The organism is Paenibacillus ilasis (genome assembly GCF_043195395.1).
In the GTDB taxonomy this organism is placed as follows: domain Bacteria; phylum Bacillota; class Bacilli; order Paenibacillales; family Paenibacillaceae; genus Paenibacillus_AQ; species Paenibacillus_AQ lautus.
Window position 1 is genome coordinate 1,993,289 of the sequence record NZ_JBHDJG010000001.1, and the last position, 20,739, is coordinate 2,014,027.

Here is a 20,739-nt window from a genome sequence, read left to right on the forward strand (position 1 = left end):
TACCTCTGTCATGGTAATTGGTTTGAATGGTTGGCGGACAGCCATTATTGGCTGTCTTGCGATGGGTTCGTATCATACAGCTCAAACGCCTGAATATACTCCTGAATGATCTGGTCTACTGCTTTCAGCTCTCCGCTGACCACTTCTCGGATGGCTTCAAAGTCCGGGTCATTGACTTGCTTCTTCAAGGTTTCCCGTTTCACAACTAAATGGTCCAGAAAAGAAAGCGCGCGCCCCCGGCGGAATGTCTGCGCCATCTTGCCGCCTTCCCTGCCGCCATGCCCTTCCTCACGCCGTCTTCCGTGCCGCCCGCCGTGCCGGTGGTTATCCCGGTCGCGAGGCTCCGACCGTATTTGACTCGCTGTATCCTGATCCTCTTGGCGCATATAACATCAACCTCCTTTACGTATACGTTTGTATACTATTTAAAGTGATTGTATACATTTGTATACAATTCGTCAACCCGTTTTTCTCCATTAGATTGGAAAAATTGAGGAGAGCGAAGGAAGATATGCTATGATGATAGTTAGCAGTCCCAGGAGATTGACATGGATGAATACGAACACCGGGATCAGGATGAACATGGGAAGGGAGCTGTACATAGTGAGCGAACATAATCATGAGTACTGGATGCGTCAAGCGATTGCGGAGGCCCATCGAAACGTTCAACATGTGGAGGGTGGTCCTTTTGGAGCGATTGTGGTGAAGGATGGTCAAGTGATCGGCAGGGGCCGGAATCTGGTTACTGCGCTGAACGATCCGACGGCTCATGCCGAAGTGCAAGCCATAAGGGAAGCATGTTTGCACCTGGAGGATTTTCAATTAAAAGGCTGTACGATTTATACCAGCTGCGAGCCTTGTCCGATGTGTCTAGGGGCCATTTACTGGTCCAGGCCCGATGCCGTTTATTATGCAAGCACGAAGCAGGATGCGGCTGAGATCGGATTCGACGATCATTTCATATACGATGAAATCGCGATGCCGATGGACCAGCGCTCCATCCCTATGAAGCAGATTCAAACAGCGGATTATTTGCTGCCATTCCAAGCGTGGAGCTCCTCCGAGCGCAAAATCGAATATTAAACATAAAACCGGGCTCCCTTCAAGGGAAGCCCGGTTTATTCTTATTTATGGATAGGGATGCCGAAATAGGTATAGAGCGCTTCAGCATATTCTTGCGCATTACCCGGTTTGAAGGTGTGGACGCCGCCGGCTTTATAAATTCTGAATTCGTCATCATCCACGGTGTTTCTGCCTTCTGCCGTGCGTATGGATACCCGAGCTGTTTTATTAAAAGGCGAATCGGGGGCATACTCGCACCAGAATGAGGTGGTGATGAAATCTCTCGGTAAGTTAGGCTCTTCCGTAAAGGAGAAGACGGGATCCCACGCTTCTTTTTTCCACTCTTCGAGCATCCAGCCATACGCTTCGGTTTGGACGAGCCGGTAGGTTTCGTTTCCCTGGGTTTGCTCAAGGCCATCAACCAATTCCAAAGGGTGACGCGGTCCGGCTCCTCCGACACCAACATCGGCAATATATCGCTGATCTTCGATATCCACCTGCAGAATATGATGCCGGCGCTTAGCAGGCGTATCGGTTTCATCCCGCCAGAAGCGTCCGAAGTAATGAGTGACCTTAAATCCCAGTTCCTGCAGCAGCCAGCCAAACAACGCATTAAGCTCGAAGCAGTAGCCGCCGCGGTGCCGAGTTACGATTTTATCGTAAAGATCGGGGATATCCAGGGAAAGCGGAATTTGATGAAGGATATCGAGATTTTCATAGGGTACGGTATGCACATGCTGTTCCTGCAATCTGGCGAGCATATAAGCGCTGTTTACAATCGGGCCCGTGTATCCAATACGCTCAAGATATTGGTTTACGTCAAGGCCTTGTATCGGGTTACTCATTCGATCACCGCATCTTTCGTCTTTTGTCAGCTTGGTAGAAGTAAGCCGTATATAATTATATCCTTTATATCATATATTTAGGCGTTCTAATAGAGAACAAGAAGGAGGCGGAAGAGGGACTATGCCCATGGATATCACGTCCCTTCGGGCAGCTGATGAGGCTTCCTGCTAAATACGACATGGAAGGGGATGAAGATCACCATCGACTGGTCTTATGCAGCACAAAAATGGTGTCCCGACCGCCAATCCTCTGGCGAGGGACACCCTTTCTTAAGAGAGAAGAAAGTATAAACTTCAGAGGCTTACAACCTTTGCCGTGTAAGAAAGAAAAACTTTCGCTATATGCGGTTTGTCTTCTGAGAAAGTACGTCGATAGACGTTTTTCTTATATAATCGATCAACTCAACATTAACCGCAGGTGCAGTTCAGAACCGGTTTGCGTGCCGCCGTCGTTTCGTCGAGCCGCTTCACGACCGTGGTATAAGGGGCGCCTATGACAACCTCCGGCGTGGTTTCGGCTTCTTTGGCGATCTGGATCATCGTGTCGATGAAACCGTCCAGCGTTTCTCTGCTCTCCGTCTCGGTCGGCTCAATCATGATGCATTCCTCCACGTTGAGCGGGAAATAAATGGTTGGCGGATGATAGCCGAAATCAAGCAGCCGCTTGGCAACATCCAGGGTTCGCACGCCGTACTCCTTCAGCTTTCTGCCGGACAGCACGAATTCGTGCTTGCACAGCCCCGGGTAGGCCACTTCGTAGTATGGGGCCAGACGATGCATCATGTAGTTGGCATTTAGTACGGCGAGCTCCGAGACGCGGCGAAGTCCTTCCGGTCCATAGGTTCGAATATACGTGTAGGCGCGGACCAGGATGCCAAAGTTGCCATAGAACGCCTTTACGCGCCCGATTGACTGTGGACGGTCGTAATCCCAATAGAAGGTGCCGTCCTCGCGTTTGGACACGATCGGTTTGGGCAGGAACGGGATCAACAGGCTTTTCACGCCGACAGGGCCTGCACCGGGACCGCCGCCGCCATGCGGCGTACTCATCGTTTTGTGCAGGTTGAGATGGACCACGTCAAAGCCCATGTCGCCTGGGCGGGTAATGCCCATGATGGCGTTGGAATTGGCTCCGTCATAGTAAAGCAGGCCGCCGGCTTCGTGTACGATTTCCGCAATTTCCAAGATCTGCTCTTCGAACAGTCCCAGCGTGCTAGGGTTCGTGAGCATTAAAGCCGCCGTATCGTCACCAACGACAGCACGAAGGGCATCCAGATCCACCATGCCGCGTTCATTGGACTTAATCGTAATCGTGTCGTAACCGGCCACCGTTGCGCTGGCGGGGTTAGTACCGTGCGAGGAGTCGGGAACAATCACCTTGGTTCGCTTCTCGCCACGGCTTTCATGGTAAGCACGGATCAGCATCAGCCCTGTCCATTCCCCATGCGCTCCCGCAGCGGGCTGAAGCGTTACTTGATCCATGCCGGTCAGTGCAGCGAGATCATTCTGCAGAGTATAGAGCAGCTCCAGAGCGCCTTGTATGCTTTCTTCAGGCTGGTACGGATGAATCTTGGCAAAGCCGGCAAAACGGGCAACATCCTCGTTGATCTTCGGGTTGTATTTCATCGTGCATGAGCCGAGCGGATAGAAGCCGTTATCGATACCGAAGTTCCGTCTCGACAGCTCGGTATAGTGACGAATCACATCCACTTCATATACCTCAGGCAGTTCCGCCGGTTTGCTGCGAAGCAGGCTTTCCGGAATCAATGAAGCGGCATCGGTCTCCGGAACGTCGCATTCGGGAAGGGAATAGGCGACACGGCCGGGCTTGCTGAGTTCAAATATCAAGGCTTTTTCCGGTTTCATACGATCGCCTCCAATTCACCAATAAATTGGTCGATTTCTTCCTTGGTCCGCCGTTCGGTTACGGCGATCAGCATGCATCCTTGAAGCTCTGGATAAGCTGTACCAAGATCATAACCGCCGATATAACCTGCACCCAGCAGCTTCGAGTTGACCTCCTTCACGTTCGTTCCTTCAGGCAGCTTTACCACAAATTCATTGAAGAACGGCGAACTGAACGGGAGGGAGAAATTGCCTTTGGCGATCCGGTCGGCAGCGTAATGGGATTTGCGCACATTCAGAAGCGCGGCTTCCTGCATGCCGGCTTTGCCCAGCGTGGACATATATACGGACGCGCACAAGGCGAGCAGGGCCTGGTTAGAGCAAATGTTGGACGTTGCTTTTTCGCGGCGAATATGTTGTTCGCGCGCCTGCAGCGTCAGTACAAATCCGCGTTTGCCGTCCTGATCGACGGTTTGGCCCACGATACGACCGGGAATGCGGCGCATCAGCGGCTCGGATACCGCGAAGAATCCGCAGGTCGGTCCACCGAGAGAAGCTGGAATGCCAAGAGGCTGGGCATCGCCGACAACGATGTCGGCTCCGAGCACGCCAGGGGATTCCAGTAAACCGAGGGACAGCGGGTTAACGCTCAGCACAAGCAGTGCTTTTTTCTCATGAACCAGCGGCTCGATTGATTTCACGTCTTCGATGCAGCCGAAGAAATTTGGTGATTGCAGCAGCACGGCGGCGGTATCATCCGTTATGGCTGCAGCGAGTGCATCCTGGTCGGTAACGCCATTGACGATGCCGACTTCCACGACGTCCAGATCGAGTCCGCGGGCCGAAGTCAGAACGATTTCACGGGCTTCGGGATGGACAGCACGCGAAATGACGATTTTCTTCCGTTTGGTTGCGCCGCTGGCGAGCGCCGCAGCCTCGGCAAGTGCCGTGGAACCGTCATACATGCTGGCATTGGCAACTTTCATGCCGGTCAATTCACAGATATAGGATTGAAATTCAAAAATCGCTTGCAGCTCGCCTTGGCTGATCTCCGGTTGGTATGGCGTATACGCGGTGTAGAATTCAGAGCGGGAGATCACATGATTGAGCACGACAGGAATGTGGTGGTCGTACAAACCAGCCCCCAGAAAGCTTGTATAACGGTCGAAATCGGCATTGCGGTCTGACAGGCGGCGCATATGCTTGAGAAGCTCAGGCTCACCCAGCCGTTTTGACATGGGGAGGACGCCGTTGTAACGGACCGCTTTGGGGATATCGGCAAACAGATCTTCGATCGTTTCCGCGCCGACCGCAGCAAGCATATCGGCTTGATCCTGATCCGTCATAGGCAAGTAACGATGCTTCATGTTAAGGCAGCTCCTCTTTTGTAGAATGGTGTCTTTACCACTTTGGCTTTTAACTTCTTACCGCGGATCTCGACCCATACCTCGGTATCGAGGCCCGTATATGGGGTTTCGATGAGGGCCAATCCGAGATTTCGCTTGAGTGAAGGGGATTGGGTACCGCTGGTCACTTCACCGATGAGTTCTCCTTCATCGTTGTATACAGGATAGTGGGAGCGCGGAATTCCGCGATCGATGAGTTCAATGCCAACCAGCTTACGCTGCACACCGTCTTGCTTCTGCTGTTGAAGCGCTTCCCGACCGATGAAATCACCGCTGTCCAGCTTCACGAAGAAACCGAGACTGGCTTCAAGCGGAGAGATCGTGTTTGAGAGCTCTTGGCCGTACAAGGGCAATTTCGCCTCGAAACGGAGTGTATCGCGGGCGCCGAGTCCGGTTGGAACAAGACCATGTGGTTCTCCGGCTGCTAAAAGATCTCTCCAAATGACGGGAGCATCCCCAGCGGAACAATAGATTTCAAAGCCGTCTTCTCCGGTATAACCAGTACGGGAGAGTAGGGCGGTACAGCTGCATACCTGTGCGTTCTGGATAAAATGGAAGGAAGGGAGTTCGCCTAGCGCCTCGGTCGTTACCTGTGACATGATGTTCGCGGCGGCAGGTCCCTGAAGTGCAATCAAAGCTGTTTCTTCGGACACATTCCGGATGGTGACATCACCTGCAAGATGGTCTTGAAGCCACTGAAAGTCTTTGTCGATGTTGGATGCGTTCACAACCAGCATGAATCGATCTGCCGACAGTTTATACACAAGCAGGTCATCTACCGTACCGCCGTTGTCGTAACACATTAACGTGTATTGGGCCTGGCCAATTGATATGCGGGTTACGTCATTCGTGGTCATCTTCTGGATAAAAGCTTCAGCGTCTTGTCCGGTGACGATAAATTCACCCATATGGGAGACGTCGAACAGGCCGGCGTGCTTGCGTACGGCTTCATGCTCTTGAACAATGCCGGAAAATTGCACGGGCAGTTCCCAGCCGCCGAAGTCGATGCAGCGGGCAGAAGGAAAATCGGAATAAAGCGGGTAAAGCGGTGTACGTTGTAATGAACTCATCTCTTCACCTCTTCTAATTGGCATGATCAATCGGGGAAACACCAAAAAAGGACAGACAGAAGGATAACAAGCCGTGCTAAAAAAGCCCGCCCGTTGCGTAGTCCTTCTGCTCTGTCCTTTGTACCTGAGAGTTACCCCACATGTCATGTAAGTATAATGTCAAGCGTGTGTGAGTTTCCCCGTGGGTGATTCTACATTCAGAATTCTCTCCAGAGGTGCGTCCGGTAAAGGTCCTTTTGCCTGAGAGATTCACCGTGTTACGGCTTACTCCTTCGGCGCTACCTGTCAATCCTGTCGGTAATCTCTCCCGCTACCATCATCCGCGTGAAAATTATTGAGTTGTCATCAGCTTCCTTGCGTTCTTGTGATTATTATAAACGTGTCGCTCCATAAAGTGTCAACCTTTTATTTCACCAAATTATTTTCATTCTTAAAATTTTTGTCAGATATCTTGACATCATCTCGTCCCTGTTTTATTCTGTGGGAGAATAAGCCAACCGAATATGCGGATGACGATGGATGGGAGAGACCGCCCCACGAGGGTTGAAACCTTGGCGGCACCGAAGGAGCAAACCGTTATGCCTGCCGGGCTGACGAGTAATCTCTCAGGTACACGAACCGCCATCTGACGCAGCTCTGGAGAGTGCGCAAGCCACCCAAGGGGAAAGATCGAACCGGTGCAAGAAACGGTCGATCATAAACTCTCAGGTACCGAGGACAGAGAAAAGGCGAATGCCTTTTTTCGCGTCCTTTTTTTTCATTTATTCACCCTAATTTCATTTCTTTTAAGAAAAGAGGAGTATCCGTAAATGAGCGAAATCAGAGAGAATTTGGTGTACAGCGACGATCATGAATGGGCATTGAAGGTAGATGGAAATGTGGTGCGCGTCGGTATTTCCGATCATGCGCAATGCCAGCTGGGCGATATCGTATTCGTTGAACTCCCCGAGACGGGCGCTGTCGTTTCAGCAGGTGACAGCATCGGTACCATTGAGTCGGTCAAAACCGTATCGGAACTGTATTCCCCTGTAGCAGGAATCATTACGAAAGTGAATGCTTCCCTGGAAGATCAGCCGGAGCTTGTGAACGGAGAGCCGTACGAAGGCGGATGGATCATTGAGGTAGAGGTGGAAGGCGATTTGGAGGAAGCACTCGGACAACTGCTGACTGCGGAAGCTTATCGGGCTAAAGTGGATTAAGTATGGAATCATAACATTGAATCATGAAACATAACGGCTGCTACTCGTGATGAGGTTTACGAGTAGCAGCCGTTTTTATTTTTGGCGTTAATTCTAGGAACCTAGCAGGTTCGATATCAAGTGCTCGAAGCCACACGGCGTGCGATCCGGCGTGCTCGAAGCTCAGGCAGATTCACGACCAGAATTCCGCCGATGATGAGCATGCTGCCAACGATGGAATAGAGAGAAATCGCTTCGCCGTACATAAATGCGCCCAGCCCCAGCGCGATGATGGGAGAAACAAAGAGCCAGGTGGACGGAAAAAAAGCATTGGTTGCTTTTAGCAGCCAGGCATACAGACTATGGCCCAGCATCGAGCCAACCATCGTCAAATACAAGACGGATCCGATGGCTGGTAACGTTTGAATACCATTCCATTGTACATGTTCACTGAATAGGGATAACAGCAATAGGGCTGCGCCGCCATACATCATCTGCACCGCATTGATCGTAATCGGTGAGATAACCGGCATGTCAAAGGATAACTTCCGGGTAGCCAGGGAGCCCACGCTATAGCCGATTTCACCTATAAGAATGGCGATACAGCTCAGAATCCAGATGAGATCGCTCCCCATCGCCATCTCGGGCATGATAAGCAAACATACCCCCGCAAAACCGACCGCGCACCCCCAATAATCACTGCGCCGGGCATTCTTCCGCATCACGACCGATTGGATCATCAGAATCATCATGGGGCCTGTTGCCGATAGAATGGCAGCGATCCCCGAGGATACGTGCTGCTCGGCCCAATACAGCGTTGCAAACGTCAAGAATGTGCTGGTCATCCCGATTAGAAGGAATTCCTTTCGCAGGAGAAGACTTGGTTTTGCCTTCCGCTGTAATATCATCCATAGGAAGATGAAGGCGCCCGCCAGAAGAAATCGAAGTCCCGCTGAGAGAAACGGCGGCAATCCTGCTTCAACTCCAATCTTGATGGCGAGAAACGTCGTGCTGAAAATGGCGCACATTAGCAAGTAGTTAAAAATAATCATGTAGCATCCTCCTTTTTCTATACTATAATAGGTAGTTAATAGAACAGATTGGTGATAGGTAGAACAGATATGCTTTATTGGGATCGGGGGAAGAACAGATGGAAATATCAATGCTGGACGACAAACATCAAGGGAAGCGAACATTACAGCAGTCGGTCTATGACACCATTCTGGAAGGAATTGCTCGGGAAGAGTGGAAGGAGAAGGGCAAAATCCCGTCCGTGCGGGCGATGGCCGAACGTTTGAACGTTCATCGATTAACGGTGCTGAAGGCTTATCAGCAGCTGTTAGAGGACGGGATCGTGGAAGTTAAATACAGATCGGGATATTTCGTAGCGGCGAAGGCCCCTGTCACATTGCCGGAACGCTGTTCATCCAGCCCGCCATGGGCATATCAAGCCAAATCGATATACGTCAATCGCAGCCGCTTGTCCGAAATACACAGGCATCAAGTCGATTACCAGATGTCGGAAGCGCTGATTGATCCTACACTGCTGCCGAATGCATTCTTGTCCAATCACGTGAAACAAGTGTTTGACATGTATCCGAAAGTATTAAGCACGTATTCTTCCGTGTCCGGAGATTTGGAGCTGCGCGAGGAGATGGCTCGCTATTTTATGGACAAACAAGGCATAACGGTCCATCCGGAAGAGCTGCTCATTACGACGGGATCCCAGCAAGCGATCGACCTAATCTCGCGTTCGCTCGTCAAAAGCGGAGATTGCGTATTGATCGAACGACCGACGTATAGTCCGGCGATCGATGTTTTTGTGCAGCAAAATGTCAAGCTGCTTCCAATTGAGATAACGCCGGAAGGGTATGACCTTGAACGAATTGAAGGTCTTATGCAAACGGAGAAACCGAAGCTGTTCTACATGAACCCAACGTTTCAGAATCCGACGGGATACACGGTTCCGATCGCACAGCGCAAAGCACTGGTTGAACTGGCGGAACGATATCAGTGCATTCTGGTGGAGGATGAGGTATATCACGACATTTATTTTGGAGATCCGCCGCCGCTGCCCTTTTTTTATTACGATACTGAAGGCTATGTCATTCACATTCGAAGCTTCAGCAAATATGTGGCCCCCGGCTTGCGGATATCGGTGCTGGCTGCCCGTCCGGAACTGATGAATGTCATCCTTCCGATCAAGGCGCTGTCGGACAACGGGACGCCGCTGTTGACGCAAAAGATTTTCCAGCACTATTTCTTCTCGAGCAGACTTCAGGAGCATGTGGCCAAGCTTCGGATTGCGCTGGAGCTTCGTAAAGCGAGGATGGAGAAGCTGCTTGAGCCCACAGAATGGCGATGGAACAGCCCCGGCGGCGGCTTGAATTTGTGGATACAGCTGCCGGAAAACGTCAACGTGGATGCGTTGTTGCGGCAATGCCTAGCGGAGTCGGTAGCTTTTGTACCGGGGCGTATATGCGACCCGCTGGATCAGATGGATTCGTGGATCAGGTTGAGTTATTCGTATATCAGCGAGATTCAGCTGGAAGAAGGGATACGTCGTCTCATCGAGATATCGGAACGGGTGAAGCAAGAATCCTATTCTAAAAATGGTCTAATTTAATGTCACAAAAACAGCCCTCTTCTCGTGTTATGTGCAAAATCGCATAAAACAAAGGAGATGGTTGTCTCATGAAGGATCTTACATGTGTTGTTGTTGGTGGAGGCTTTGCGGGTATACACACCCTAAAAGCGATTCAAAAAGCTTGTCACAAAGGACTTAACGGAAGGAAGCTGCGCCTGATCCTTATCGATAAAGGTTCCGCCCATGTGCGGAAAGTGCTTTTGTTCCGTCCTGCAGTGAGCGAAGAGGGAATTACGGTTCCATGGGAACAAGTCATGCCGGAAGGTACCCGGTTTATACAGGGCAGGGTAACTGGCATTGATAAGCAGAGCATGCAGTTGAGCTGCGAAGATGACAAAGGGCTGGAGCATAAGATTCATTATGATGTCCTTGTTATGGCCGTTGGAAGCATCGTGCGTCAGGCAGCACCGGACCTAGGCGGGATATCGCTGACAGGTGTTGAAGCGGCGGAACGTATCCGGGAACGGTGGCACTCAAACCTTAGGCTGGCGGCAGAGGAAACGGATCCGCAAGAGAAACAGCGGCTGATGAGTGCAGCCGTAGCAGGTGCAGGCATAACGGGAATCGAAACGTCCGCCGAGCTGGTCCACGCCATGCGGACAGAGGCGGTTAAGCTTGGTTTAGATCCGGAGCAAATCCGTGTGCATCTATTCAATTCTCAGGAGCGATTGTTCCTGGAAGGACCTGCGAAGGTGGGACATCGGCTTGAATCATATTTAATCGATCTTGGCGTAACTATTCACCATGGGAGCAAAGTGCTCAAAGAGGAACAGGGACTGGTTCATGTTAATGTTGGATCTCCCATCCCTGTTGGTTTCATGGTGTGGGCGCTCGGCCTGGCTCCGAACCCCGCCCTGCTCAGCCTTGGACTGCCGGTTACGGCAGACGGTCAAATCGTTGTAGATGAAAGCTATCGTGTCAAGGATGCGCCGGGAGTATACAGCATCGGCGATTGCGCGCATGTGGTTGATCCCGCAAGCGGTGCTGCTGACAGAATGACATGCAAGGAAGCGATCCCCCAAGCGGCGCGACTTGGTGGCATTGTGCATGCGGATTTAATCGGTGCCCCCGCCGCCAAGCACAGGAGTGTAACGGAGGGTTATACGGTAGGGCTGGGGCCGGGACATGGGTTAGTCTGGTCGCGTACCTGGGGATTGGATATCATGATCACAGGAAAGCTGGCTTACAAGGTGAAATCGTTCATGTGGAATTATTCCAGCATGGTTCGATAGATGAGGAGCAATCCTGCTTGAAAGGGATGAAGAAACGGCATGTTAGAGCTGTATGAGCAGTATAAGGGGCTCCTGTTTCATCTTGCATATCAAATGACCGGAACGGTGGCGGACGCAGAGGATGCGGTACAGGATGTGTTCGTGAGAGTTCAAAGTCTCCCCCTGGGGCAGTTGGAGGAGCCCAAAGCGTATCTGTGCAAAATGGTGACGAATCGCTGTCTTGATGAGATCAAGTCAGCCCGAAAGCGAAGAGAGCAGTACTACGGCCCCTGGCTTCCGGAGCCGATTCCGGCGTCTTATAGCGAGTCCTTTGAAGCCATCGAGAATCATGAACTGCTCTCTTATGCCATGCTGGTTCTGCTGGAGCGGCTGTCTCCTTCGGAGCGGGCCGTATTTGTCTTGCGGGAAGCGCTTGGATTCGATTATCCGGAAATCGCAGGACTCATCGATAAAACCGAGTCCAACTGCCGCAAGCTCATGAGCAGGGCGAGAGGAAAGATGGGGATCACGGAGGACGATCTGATCGGCGTGGGGTCTATGGCAGAGGAATGGGTGAGCAGATTCTTCACGGCCCTTTCCGAGGGAGATGCCGAACATGTCCTGACCCTGCTAGCGGATGATGCTGTGCTGCTCTCCGATGGCGGCGGTAAAGTAATTGCAGCTGCAAGACCGGTCGAGAGCAAGGAGCGGGTTGCCCGTTTCCTCATCGGCATTCTTCACCAAGCGCAGCTGGAGGATGGAGAAGCTCCGGAGATCGAGGTAAGGGAACTGAACCATCAAACTGCTGTTATTTTCCGTCAGGGACGAAGTGTCACCGGCGTTATCTTTGTCAATATTCGCAACGGATTGCTGCAGAATATTTATATTGTGAGGAATCCGGATAAACTTGCGGGGATCTAAGCGTATGCTTGAAAATCGTTAAAGTACAATTAGAGCAGCCTACCTCTAGGGAGGGGCTGTTTTTTACTGGAGACAGGAGATGCATGAGCGAAACCCAATCGAACGGTTAGATGAGATTTTCATGAAGGAAGTTTGATCCTGGATTCGTATTCCAGTATGCAGGGTAATTACATTTCGGGTTCGCAAGCGGATCTGTTACCAAGTGCATTTTCGTCAGGCACTCATCTACTACCTACATACCAGGAGGTTCCGACAAATGGACAATTCAAACGCCAATTCGAATGCTAACAGCAGCCACAACAAGACGAGCAAGGACCAACAGCTGGAACAATTCACGGTAGACAATGACGGTAAGGAACTGACAACCAATCAGGGACTTAAGGTCTCTGAGGATGAACATTCGCTTAAAGCGGGCGAGCGCGGTCCGACCTTGATGGAGGACTTCCATTTCAGAGAGAAGATGACGCATTTCGACCATGAGCGGATACCGGAACGAATCGTCCATGCCCGCGGTTTTGGGGCTCATGGTTATTTTCAGCTATATGAATCCATGAAAGATTATACAAAAGCCAAATTTCTGCAGGACCCTTCCGTCGTCACGCCGGTGTTTGTCCGATTCTCCACGGTTGCGGGCTCCAGGGGATCAGCCGACACCGTCAGGGACGTGCGCGGCTTCGCAACCAAGTTTTATACGGAAGAAGGGAATTATGATCTTGTTGGCAACAATATGCCGGTCTTCTTCATACAGGATGCCATGAAGTTTCCCGATTTCGTTCATGCTGTCAAGCCTGAGCCGCATAACGAGATCCCGCAAGCACAGTCCGCCCATGATACGTTCTGGGATTTTGTCACTAACAACTCGGAAAGCGCGCACATGATCATGTGGGCGATGTCCGACCGATCGCTTCCGCGAAGTTTCCGAATGATGGAGGGCTTCGGCGTACATACCTTCCGTTTCGTGAACGAAGAAGGACAAGCGCATTTCGTGAAGTTTCACTGGAAGCCCGTGCTCGGCACACATTCCCTTGTATGGGATGAAACGCAGAAGCTGGCAGGCAAGGATCCCGACTTTAACCGCCGTGATCTATGGGATGCGATCGAATCAGGAAATTATCCGGAATTTGAGTTTGGTGTTCAAATGATTCGGGAGGATGAAGAATTCAATTTTGGTTTTGACATCCTTGATCCGACCAAGATTTGGCCCGAAGAACTCATTCCCGTCAAAATCATCGGCAAGATGACGCTCAATCGCAATACGGATAATTTTTTTGCGGAGACGGAACAGATTGCATTCCATCCGGGACATGTCGTACCCGGAATCGATTTTACCAATGATCCGCTTCTGCAAGGCCGCTTGTTCTCCTATACCGATACCCAGCTTTCCCGGCTTGGTGGACCCAATTTCCACGAAATTCCGATCAACCGCCCGATTGCACCGGTTCATAACAATCAGCGTGACGGGATGCACCGTATGACCATTAATAAAGGACCAGTCAGCTACCACAAGAACGGTATTGCCGGTAACACGCCGAAGCCGGTTCCAGTGGAGCGCGGCGGTTACGAGCATTACACCGAGAAGGTGGAAGGACGTAAGGTGCAGGCACGCAGTGACAGCTTTAAGGATCATTTCAGCCAAGCGGCCCTGTTCTGGAACAGTATGTCTGAGGTCGAGAAGCAGCATATCGTATCCGCGTTCCAGTTCGAGCTTGGTAAAGTGCTGCGAAAGGAAATTCGCCAGCAAGTCGTCGATCTGTTCGCGAACGTTGATAGCGAACTTGCCACACGGATTTCGGAGGGCATCGGAACCATGCCTCCGCAAACCAGCGGCTCCGCTTCCAGCGACTCTTCTCCGGCACTGAGCATGATGAATACCGTGAAGCTCCCGTTAACCCGTAAAGTGGCGGTGCTGGCAGGCAACGGATTTACGGACGAACTTCCCTTTGTGCTCACGCAGCTGCAGCAAGCCGGCATTATCACCGAGGTGGTTAGCGCGAAGCTCGGCGTCATTCAAGGCAAAGCCGGCGCGGAACTGGAAGTGAACCATTCGCTGCTTGGGGCGGATTCCGTCTTGTTTGATGCGGTGCTTGTTGCAGGCGGCGCGTTAAGCTTATCGGAGCTCCTGGCGGATCAGAAAGTGCTGGATTTCGTCAAGGAAGCGTATCAGCATTTCAAGCCGATCGCAGCCATAGCCGAAGGGGCAAACTTGCTACCATCATCCAGTGGTGAAGGGATCGTGGTTGCGCAAGAGAATGAGGATTTGAAGCCGTTTGGCGAAGCCTTCATTGATGCCATCGCGGCGCATCGCCATTGGTCGCGTACGATCTAAGAATGGATTGCCCTTGAATATATAAAACGATTGCGCTATAATTCCCTTTAATCATTGGCTGAAAAGTGAAGGGGATTACACGATGATGAACATCCAATTCAATCAACTTCATCATCACAAGCAGCGTTAGCACGCCTGTCATTCTACAGGGTGGGCTAACGCTGTTCGCGTTGGCCTCCCTGCCGCATATCCAGCGCGCGGGACCAAGAGGTCCGGCGCGTTTTTTATTTTCATTAGAACGAAAGGATGAGTAGCGATGCAGAACGTAAAAGGAACGTATGATTATTTTGGCCAAGAACAGGCGATCCGAAGAAAGGTGCAATCGACGCTGCGTGAAGTGTTTGAATGCTATGACTATGCTGAAATGGAGACAACCATTCTGAATGAATCGGACCTGTTGTCTTCCAAATACGCAGGAGGGGAAGAAATTCTGAAGGAGATGTACCAGCTGACGGATCAGGGCACGCGACGTCTGGGGCTCCGGTACGACCTAACAATTCCATTCGCCAAGGTGATCGCGCTGAATCCCGCCATCAGCCAGCCATTCAAGCGTTATGAGATGGGAAAGGTATTCCGGGATGGTCCCGTCAAACGGGGAAGATTGCGGGAGTTTCTGCAGTGCGACGTTGATGTGGTGGGAATCTCGGGACCGGAAGCGGAAGTTGAGTTAATGCAGCTTGCAGCCGAAGTGTTTCGGAGACTTGAAATCCCGATCGTGCTCCGGTGGAACAACCGAAGCTTTCTTGGTGAAATTCTTGGAGCTATGGGCGTACCGGAAGAAAGGAAAACATCTGTCATGCTGACGCTGGATAAGCTCGATAAGATTGGCAAGGAGGGAGTTCAGCAAGAGCTTGCGGGTAAGGTGCTCCCATCGGAGATTTGTCGTCAAATTCTTGATTTTGTTGATCTCAAGGAGCCGACATTAACGCAAATAACAAGCACATACAACCTGGACAACGAGCGCGGAGCACGAGAAGTCCAGATCCTGCAAAATATGCTGCAGCGCGTCGGGTTGCAAGAGATCTGCGTATTTGATCCTTTTCTATCAAGAGGCTTGTCATTTTACACGGGAACCGTTTACGAAATCTTTGACGCATCTCAGGGCTTTCGTTCAAGCTTGGGCGGAGGCGGCAGATATGATGCGATTATCGGGCAGCTCGTTGGCCGCGAGGACATTGTTTATCCTACGGTGGGTCTTTCGTTTGGTATGGAATCCATCATGGAGATGATCCGGAACCGTCCAATTGAAACAAACAAGCCGCTCGTTGTGGTTATCCCGATTGGAGAAACCATACCGGAAGGATTGACGGCTGCAGCGGCACTCCGGAATCGCGGGATTCATGCGCGATTGGCGGACAACCGCCGCAAATTGAAGAAAACATTAGCTTCCGCTTCAGCTGAGAGTATTCCATATGCCATCCTGATCGGTGAAGATGAAGCGGCGGCGGGCATGGTTCGATTGAAGAATATGACCGAGGGCAAGGAGCTTGCATTGACTCTGCAGAAGGCGGTTGAGCTTATCATGCAATCCTGTGAATGATGACATGGAGGAAGCCGCGCTTATCCATCATGGCGTGTAAACTCATGACTAACAACTTGTGTAGGCCGACATATGGAATGCCTTTGTTCTTTTTCGAATATAATGGTTTTCTACCGAAAAGGGACTCGCGCTCGAAACGATCTCCAAGTAGAATAAAGCGTATAGATGTTACCAGGGGGGAGCGGATTGCAATGCTGTACGAACAATTCTTCATGCTGCATCAAAAGCTTGCTGTTAACGCTCCAGCCAACACGGCTACGGAAGTGACGCTTGAGCAGATCGCCGAAACGCTGTATTGCACAACGCGGAATGCCAAGCTCGTTATACGCAAGCTCGAGGAGAAGAGTTGGATTATATGGAAGGCAGGACGCGGGCGAGGAAACCGTTCCAAGCTTACGTTTCTAGCCGATCAAGCTGATCTGCTTCAGGAAGCTGCGCAGCAGCTCGCGTTAAAAGGGGAATATCGGCAGGCCTTCGAACTGATGCGTACCTATGGTCAAGGTATTCACACTAACGATTCCTACGTGGAATGGATGAATGGGCATTTTGGCTTTAGCAAGGAGATGAGAGAAGGGGAAGCGGAAGCAAGGGATTCGCTGCGGCTTCCCGTTTACCGCTTGATTGAAACGTTGGATCCCGCCGAATGCTACTACAGTTTTCAAGCTCATATGATCCAGCAGATATTTGACCGGCTGGTGATATACGATAATGCCAACGATCAATATCTTCCCGTTATCGCGCATTATTGGAACAGCAATGAGGATGGAACGATTTGGACTTTTCATCTCCGTAAAGGAATACTATTCCATGACGGTAAGGAATTATCGGCGGAGGACGTGAAATTCACGGTGGAACGTCTGGGACGGGATAAACGAAATGCTTGGATCGTGCGTGAACTGCAGCGGGTAGAGGTGGTGTCCCCTCGTGAGGTTCGTTTTATTCTTAACAAGCCGAATCGGATTTTTATCCGGTTTCTTAGCTCCACTTGCATGTCCATCGTGCCTAAGCATTTGGCGAGCGTCCATGAAGAACAGTTCTGGAAGCAACCTGTCGGAACGGGACCCTTTCGGGTAGAGGAATGGACCGATGAACGGCTGACCATTCATGCTAACCCCCATTATTATCAAGGGCGGCCGCATTTGGACAACATCCACATTATCTTGATGCCGGAAGATGCGGAGCATTGCGAGGTCAGCTGGGAGCGGCTGCTGCGGGATCCGGAGCATGTCAATCATAGCGGTGAGAAACATGCAGTGGATATCATCGAATCATCCGAAGGCTGTACGACTTTGATTACATGGAATATGAAAAAGCAGGGGCCCTATCAGTCCATTGAATTTCGTCGGGCATTCAGCCTGATTCTGAATCGTACCGAGATGATACGCGAACTTGGCGACAATCGGCTTTACCCGGCCAAAGGATTCATTATGGATGAGCAAGCGCCTTACCGTAAAGACCGATATGATCCCGAGCTTGCAAAATCAATGCTGGAACAATCGGGTTATGACGGCTCTCCCATTACCATGGGGACGCTCGTCAATCATATCAAAGACGCCGAATGGGTGCAGAATCAGTGCGCTTCCATCGGGATTCCATTGATCATCCGGGAGGAGAGGATGGATACCATACACCAATCGGATGTGATGAACAGCATGGATTGTATCTTGCATGGTCTGGTTCTTCCAGGTGAAGAAGTATGTTTAATCGAGAATTACGAACAGAAGGGAAGCGTAGTCAAGGAGTTCATGGATCCATCGCTGCATCATTGGGTGAAAGATTGCGTAGATGATGCGCTTGCCAGCGAGTGGTATGAGGAGCGTATGAGTTTGTTATCCCATATCGAAGAGAGGCTTCGGGAGGAAGCGCATGTATCATTCTTGGTTCATACAAGATTTTACGCAAGCTTGGATCCTTCTTATAAAGGGCTTGTCATCAATAATCTGGGATGGCTGGATTTTAAGCAGATTTGGCGAGTATGATTTCTTCTCATAAAAAGAGCAAGCGCAAATAACCGCGCTTGCTCTTTATTTCTTATAAGGATTTCGTGCGGCTTCTTCGGGATCTCCGCTTTCGAAAGAAGCCATAAAGTTTATCGAGAATTCGGGTATTGCTTGTGGTATGCTGCGATTCACTTGCGATCTCGTCATGAATAATGAATCTTCCTTGGCGATCAAGTTCGTCCCATTTAGCTTGCTGGTATTCGTTCAATTTCTCCAGCGTATAATGATCATTGTTCATGTTAACCTCCCTATCAGACATTCGGAATTCGCTGTAACGCCGGTAGAATGTCTTGATACTCTCATTATGGAGGTCAACCGAACTTGTAAAAAGTGTAAACCTCGGCCGCCTTTTTTCCCCTTTTCATGAACTAAAGGACTACCGCAGAGAAGAGATTAGACTTTATGTTCACGATGCGTGATGGTGGAATTCTCAATCTGGATCGTTGAATGCTCGATGTGGAATCGGCTGTCCAGAAGATCAATCGCTTGTTGCAGAATCTCATAACTATTCGCGTCATCCTGGGCGACGAGATGGCAGCTCAAGGAATCGAAATTGGACGTAATCGTCCAAATATGAAGATCATGGATGCCGGTGACCCCTGGAATAGACAGCAAGGACTTCGTTACTTCTTCAGGGTTTATCGCTGCCGGTGCACCCTCCATTAGAATATGAACGGTATTCTGTATGATTCTCCAGGCGCTCTTCAGAATCAAGATCGACACAAGGATGGATATGATCGGGTCCGCAATGTACCATCCGAAGGCAAGCATCACGATTCCGGCGATGATTGCGCCTACAGAGCCGAGTGCATCACCGATAACATGGAGGTACGCGCTGCGGAGATTGACATTGTTCTTCACATCCCCCGTCCGCATCAAGAACCAGGCACTGAGAAGGTTAGCCAACAGGCCGATAGCTGCAATGAGCATCATGCTTCCGCTAGCGACGGTAGGCGGGTCATCAAAGCGCTGAATCGCTTCCCATACGATAAAGCCGGCGATGACAAACAAGGCGACGCCATTTAATAGTGCTGCCAATATTTCAAAACGATAAAAGCCATAGGTTTTATTCGGCGATGAGGGCTTCGTGGCAAACCATAATGCAACCAGACTGAGCAGCAACGCACTGGCATCACTTAACATATGTCCGGAATCGGATAACAGCGCCAAACTGTTGGTTAGCAAGCCCCCTACAAACTCTAGAATCATGATGCCAAGTGTGATGATGAGGGCAATGGCAAGTCCTTTTTTGTTTCCTGAGCGGGCATGATCATGGTGGCTGTGGTCATGCCCATGATGATGGTTATGATGATGCATAATCGAAAACTCCCTTCGGATCCATCTGTTAAATGTAATCCATAATCATAAAATAATTTACATTATATATAATATGAACATATGCTCATATACAGTGTAATCCCTCCGTTTGTTTTTGTCAAGTTTTTCCGGAGAGTCTGCGAATGTGAAAATCATTTTCCACTTGTTCATTTATCTAGTATGCTTGATTAGCGAGATAATTAGATCTCCGAGTGATGATCTTGGAACTAATATCGGTTGTAGAGAAGGAGTGGTATGCGACATGGGAGAACAACGTAAATCGATTAGTGAAGCTTATGGCGAAACAGCCTATCCATTGATTGGACATAGCCGCAGGAATCTTGAGGTGCTGCTGGAGGCATTTCGGGATGTGGATGGGTCGCAGATGGGGGATACATACGGCAAAGGCGCTATCATTGAGGAATTTCAGGCGCGCATGGCAGACGTACTGGGCAAGGAATCGGCTGTCTTTTTTCCAAGCGGAACCATGGCGCAGCAGATTGCTTTGCGGATCTGGTGCGATGATGCTGGGCTGAAACGAGTGGCCTATCATCCCCTCTGTCATCTGGAGATCCACGAAGAGGACGGGCTTAAGGAGCTGCATCATATCGAACCGATTCTTCTTGCCGATAAAGAGCGTTTGATCACGCTTGAAGACGTGCAGAGCCTGGATCATGACATTGCTTGTTTACTGCTGGAGTTGCCGCAGCGTGAAATCGGAGGTCAGCTGCCCGATTACGAAGAGTTGGAGGCCATATCGGCGTATTGTCGTTCTCAAGGCATTAAGCTGCATCTGGACGGGGCAAGATTGTTCGAGATCACCCCGTATTATCAAAAAACGGCGGCAGAAATCTGTGCTCTTTTTGACAGCGTATATGTGTCCTTCTATAAAGGTATAGGCGGGATTGCCGGCGCCATTCTGGCTGGCGGCACCGATTTTGTGGCGAAGTCCAAAGTATGGAAAAGGAGGCATGGCGGGGATCTGGTCAGTCTTTACCCGTATATCATTAGTTCAAGTTATTATTACACGGAAAGAATAGGTAATATAGGCCAATATTACGAGGAGGCTAAAGAGCTTGCAGCTTTGTTTAATTCGTGCGAGGGCGTGAATACGAAGCCTGCCGTGCCCGTATCGAATATGTTTCATGTCCATTTTGAATGGGACAAAGAACAGCTTGAGCCCATTCTGATCGAGGTTTTCCGCGCGACGGGCGTCGGATTGATCAGTTATCTAAACGAAGCAGGGGAAAGTCATTGTTATACGGAAGTTCACATTGGGGAACGGTACGGCAAGACGCCGAGAGAAAGCATTCAAGAAGCTTTTCAATTGTTGAATGAGAAATTGCAGGAAGCTGCGAGCACATGACAAAA

Annotated in this window: 17 protein-coding genes and 3 riboswitches; of the genes, 9 read left to right on the forward strand and 8 right to left on the reverse strand. The window is 50.4% G+C overall.

Translation table 11 applies throughout. The features are described 5' to 3' along the window. Positions 1–44: 44 nt before the first annotated feature. Entirely contained in the window at positions 45–386 is a 342-nt protein-coding gene (locus ACETK5_RS09400; RefSeq protein WP_100537624.1) for a hypothetical protein, read from the reverse strand. 196 nt (positions 387–582) lie between these two features. Between ACETK5_RS09400 and ACETK5_RS09405 the strand changes: the two genes are divergently transcribed. After that, positions 583–1,083, forward strand: coding sequence for a nucleoside deaminase (locus tag ACETK5_RS09405; protein ID WP_165789717.1), 501 nt, complete (start codon positions 583–585; stop codon positions 1,081–1,083). A gap of 41 nt (positions 1,084–1,124) precedes the next feature. Here ACETK5_RS09405 and ACETK5_RS09410 read toward each other — a convergent pair whose 3' ends face one another. The 4 genes from ACETK5_RS09410 to gcvT form a co-directional block, all read right to left on the reverse strand. After that, a complete protein-coding gene (locus ACETK5_RS09410; RefSeq protein WP_100537623.1) occupies positions 1,125–1,907 on the reverse strand; it encodes an arylamine N-acetyltransferase family protein in 783 nt (260 codons plus the stop codon). Positions 1,908–2,315: 408 nt separating this feature from the next. Beyond that, positions 2,316–3,773: an aminomethyl-transferring glycine dehydrogenase subunit GcvPB gene (gcvPB, locus tag ACETK5_RS09415; protein WP_100537621.1), complete on the reverse strand. Its 1,458-nt coding sequence runs from the start codon at positions 3,771–3,773 to the stop codon at positions 2,316–2,318. Next, positions 3,770–5,119 carry an aminomethyl-transferring glycine dehydrogenase subunit GcvPA gene (gene gcvPA, locus ACETK5_RS09420; RefSeq protein WP_100537620.1) on the reverse strand — a complete coding sequence of 450 codons (1,350 nt, stop codon included), beginning with the start codon at positions 5,117–5,119 and terminating at the stop codon, positions 3,770–3,772. Before gcvPA ends, gcvPB begins: the two co-directional genes overlap by 4 nt. Then, a complete protein-coding gene (gene gcvT / locus ACETK5_RS09425; protein WP_394055258.1) occupies positions 5,116–6,228 on the reverse strand; it encodes a glycine cleavage system aminomethyltransferase GcvT in 1,113 nt (370 codons plus the stop codon). Before gcvT ends, gcvPA begins: the two co-directional genes overlap by 4 nt. A 109-nt stretch (positions 6,229–6,337) precedes the next feature. After that, a riboswitch (glycine riboswitch) is annotated at positions 6,338–6,443 on the reverse strand. Positions 6,444–6,446: 3 nt separating this feature from the next. Next, a riboswitch (glycine riboswitch) is annotated at positions 6,447–6,548 on the reverse strand. A 189-nt stretch (positions 6,549–6,737) separates the two neighbouring features. Continuing rightward, positions 6,738–6,859, forward strand: a riboswitch (glycine riboswitch). Between the two features lie 178 nt (positions 6,860–7,037). On the opposite strand from gcvT, the gene gcvH reads away from it, so the two are divergent. Next, on the forward strand, positions 7,038–7,427 hold the full coding sequence (gene gcvH / locus ACETK5_RS09430) for a glycine cleavage system protein GcvH (RefSeq protein WP_394055260.1): 390 nt from the start codon (positions 7,038–7,040) through the stop codon (positions 7,425–7,427). Between the two features lie 116 nt (positions 7,428–7,543). On the opposite strand, the gene ACETK5_RS09435 is transcribed toward gcvH, so the two are convergent. Next, positions 7,544–8,458: a DMT family transporter gene (locus ACETK5_RS09435; protein ID WP_394055261.1), complete on the reverse strand. Its 915-nt coding sequence runs from the start codon at positions 8,456–8,458 to the stop codon at positions 7,544–7,546. Between the two features lie 98 nt (positions 8,459–8,556). Here ACETK5_RS09435 and ACETK5_RS09440 point away from each other — a divergent pair, with 98 nt between their 5' ends. From ACETK5_RS09440 to ACETK5_RS09465, 6 genes are all read left to right on the forward strand, one after another. Then, positions 8,557–10,032, forward strand: coding sequence for an aminotransferase-like domain-containing protein (locus ACETK5_RS09440; RefSeq protein WP_394055263.1), 1,476 nt, complete (start codon positions 8,557–8,559; stop codon positions 10,030–10,032). A gap of 68 nt (positions 10,033–10,100) precedes the next feature. Then, on the forward strand, positions 10,101–11,285 hold the full coding sequence (locus ACETK5_RS09445; RefSeq protein ID WP_394055265.1) for an NAD(P)/FAD-dependent oxidoreductase: 1,185 nt from the start codon (positions 10,101–10,103) through the stop codon (positions 11,283–11,285). A 39-nt stretch (positions 11,286–11,324) separates the two neighbouring features. Further along, positions 11,325–12,185, forward strand: coding sequence for an RNA polymerase sigma factor SigJ (gene sigJ / locus ACETK5_RS09450; RefSeq protein WP_394055267.1), 861 nt, complete (start codon positions 11,325–11,327; stop codon positions 12,183–12,185). A gap of 256 nt (positions 12,186–12,441) precedes the next feature. Next, on the forward strand, positions 12,442–14,511 hold the full coding sequence (locus tag ACETK5_RS09455; RefSeq protein ID WP_394055269.1) for a catalase: 2,070 nt from the start codon (positions 12,442–12,444) through the stop codon (positions 14,509–14,511). Between the two features lie 256 nt (positions 14,512–14,767). After that, positions 14,768–16,051, forward strand: a complete 1,284-nt coding sequence (locus ACETK5_RS09460) for a histidine--tRNA ligase (protein WP_394055271.1) — start codon at positions 14,768–14,770, stop codon at positions 16,049–16,051. 191 nt (positions 16,052–16,242) lie between these two features. Beyond that, the gene (locus ACETK5_RS09465; protein WP_394055273.1) at positions 16,243–18,030 is read left to right on the forward strand and encodes an ABC transporter substrate-binding protein; all 1,788 of its coding nucleotides are present in this window, start codon (positions 16,243–16,245) and stop codon (positions 18,028–18,030) included. Positions 18,031–18,082: 52 nt separating this feature from the next. On the opposite strand, the gene ACETK5_RS09470 is transcribed toward ACETK5_RS09465, so the two are convergent. After that, a complete protein-coding gene (locus ACETK5_RS09470; protein ID WP_100537610.1) occupies positions 18,083–18,289 on the reverse strand; it encodes a hypothetical protein in 207 nt (68 codons plus the stop codon). A gap of 155 nt (positions 18,290–18,444) precedes the next feature. Further along, the gene (locus ACETK5_RS09475) at positions 18,445–19,368 is read right to left on the reverse strand and encodes a cation diffusion facilitator family transporter (protein ID WP_100537609.1); all 924 of its coding nucleotides are present in this window, start codon (positions 19,366–19,368) and stop codon (positions 18,445–18,447) included. 262 nt (positions 19,369–19,630) lie between these two features. On the opposite strand from ACETK5_RS09475, the gene ACETK5_RS09480 reads away from it, so the two are divergent. Continuing rightward, positions 19,631–20,734: a threonine aldolase family protein gene (locus ACETK5_RS09480; RefSeq protein ID WP_394055276.1), complete on the forward strand. Its 1,104-nt coding sequence runs from the start codon at positions 19,631–19,633 to the stop codon at positions 20,732–20,734. The last annotated feature ends 5 nt before the right edge of the window (positions 20,735–20,739 follow it).

Excerpts from the sequence above, each read along its gene's own strand:
- ACETK5_RS09400 (WP_100537624.1), bottom strand. The coding sequence starts at position 386 with ATGCGCCAAGAGGATCAGGATACAGCGAGTCAAATACGGTCGGAGCCT.
- ACETK5_RS09405 (WP_165789717.1), top strand. The coding sequence starts at position 583 with ATGGGAAGGGAGCTGTACATAGTGAGCGAACATAATCATGAGTACTGG.
- ACETK5_RS09410 (WP_100537623.1), bottom strand. The coding sequence starts at position 1,907 with ATGAGTAACCCGATACAAGGCCTTGACGTAAACCAATATCTTGAGCGT.
- gcvPB (WP_100537621.1), bottom strand. The coding sequence starts at position 3,773 with ATGAAACCGGAAAAAGCCTTGATATTTGAACTCAGCAAGCCCGGCCGT.
- gcvPA (WP_100537620.1), bottom strand. The coding sequence starts at position 5,119 with ATGAAGCATCGTTACTTGCCTATGACGGATCAGGATCAAGCCGATATG.
- gcvT (WP_394055258.1), bottom strand. The coding sequence starts at position 6,228 with ATGAGTTCATTACAACGTACACCGCTTTACCCGCTTTATTCCGATTTT.
- gcvH (WP_394055260.1), top strand. The coding sequence starts at position 7,038 with ATGAGCGAAATCAGAGAGAATTTGGTGTACAGCGACGATCATGAATGG.
- ACETK5_RS09435 (WP_394055261.1), bottom strand. The coding sequence starts at position 8,458 with ATGATTATTTTTAACTACTTGCTAATGTGCGCCATTTTCAGCACGACG.
- ACETK5_RS09440 (WP_394055263.1), top strand. The coding sequence starts at position 8,557 with ATGGAAATATCAATGCTGGACGACAAACATCAAGGGAAGCGAACATTA.
- ACETK5_RS09445 (WP_394055265.1), top strand. The coding sequence starts at position 10,101 with ATGAAGGATCTTACATGTGTTGTTGTTGGTGGAGGCTTTGCGGGTATA.
- sigJ (WP_394055267.1), top strand. The coding sequence starts at position 11,325 with ATGTTAGAGCTGTATGAGCAGTATAAGGGGCTCCTGTTTCATCTTGCA.
- ACETK5_RS09455 (WP_394055269.1), top strand. The coding sequence starts at position 12,442 with ATGGACAATTCAAACGCCAATTCGAATGCTAACAGCAGCCACAACAAG.
- ACETK5_RS09460 (WP_394055271.1), top strand. The coding sequence starts at position 14,768 with ATGCAGAACGTAAAAGGAACGTATGATTATTTTGGCCAAGAACAGGCG.
- ACETK5_RS09465 (WP_394055273.1), top strand. The coding sequence starts at position 16,243 with ATGCTGTACGAACAATTCTTCATGCTGCATCAAAAGCTTGCTGTTAAC.
- ACETK5_RS09470 (WP_100537610.1), bottom strand. The coding sequence starts at position 18,289 with ATGAACAATGATCATTATACGCTGGAGAAATTGAACGAATACCAGCAA.
- ACETK5_RS09475 (WP_100537609.1), bottom strand. The coding sequence starts at position 19,368 with ATGCATCATCATAACCATCATCATGGGCATGACCACAGCCACCATGAT.
- ACETK5_RS09480 (WP_394055276.1), top strand. The coding sequence starts at position 19,631 with ATGGGAGAACAACGTAAATCGATTAGTGAAGCTTATGGCGAAACAGCC.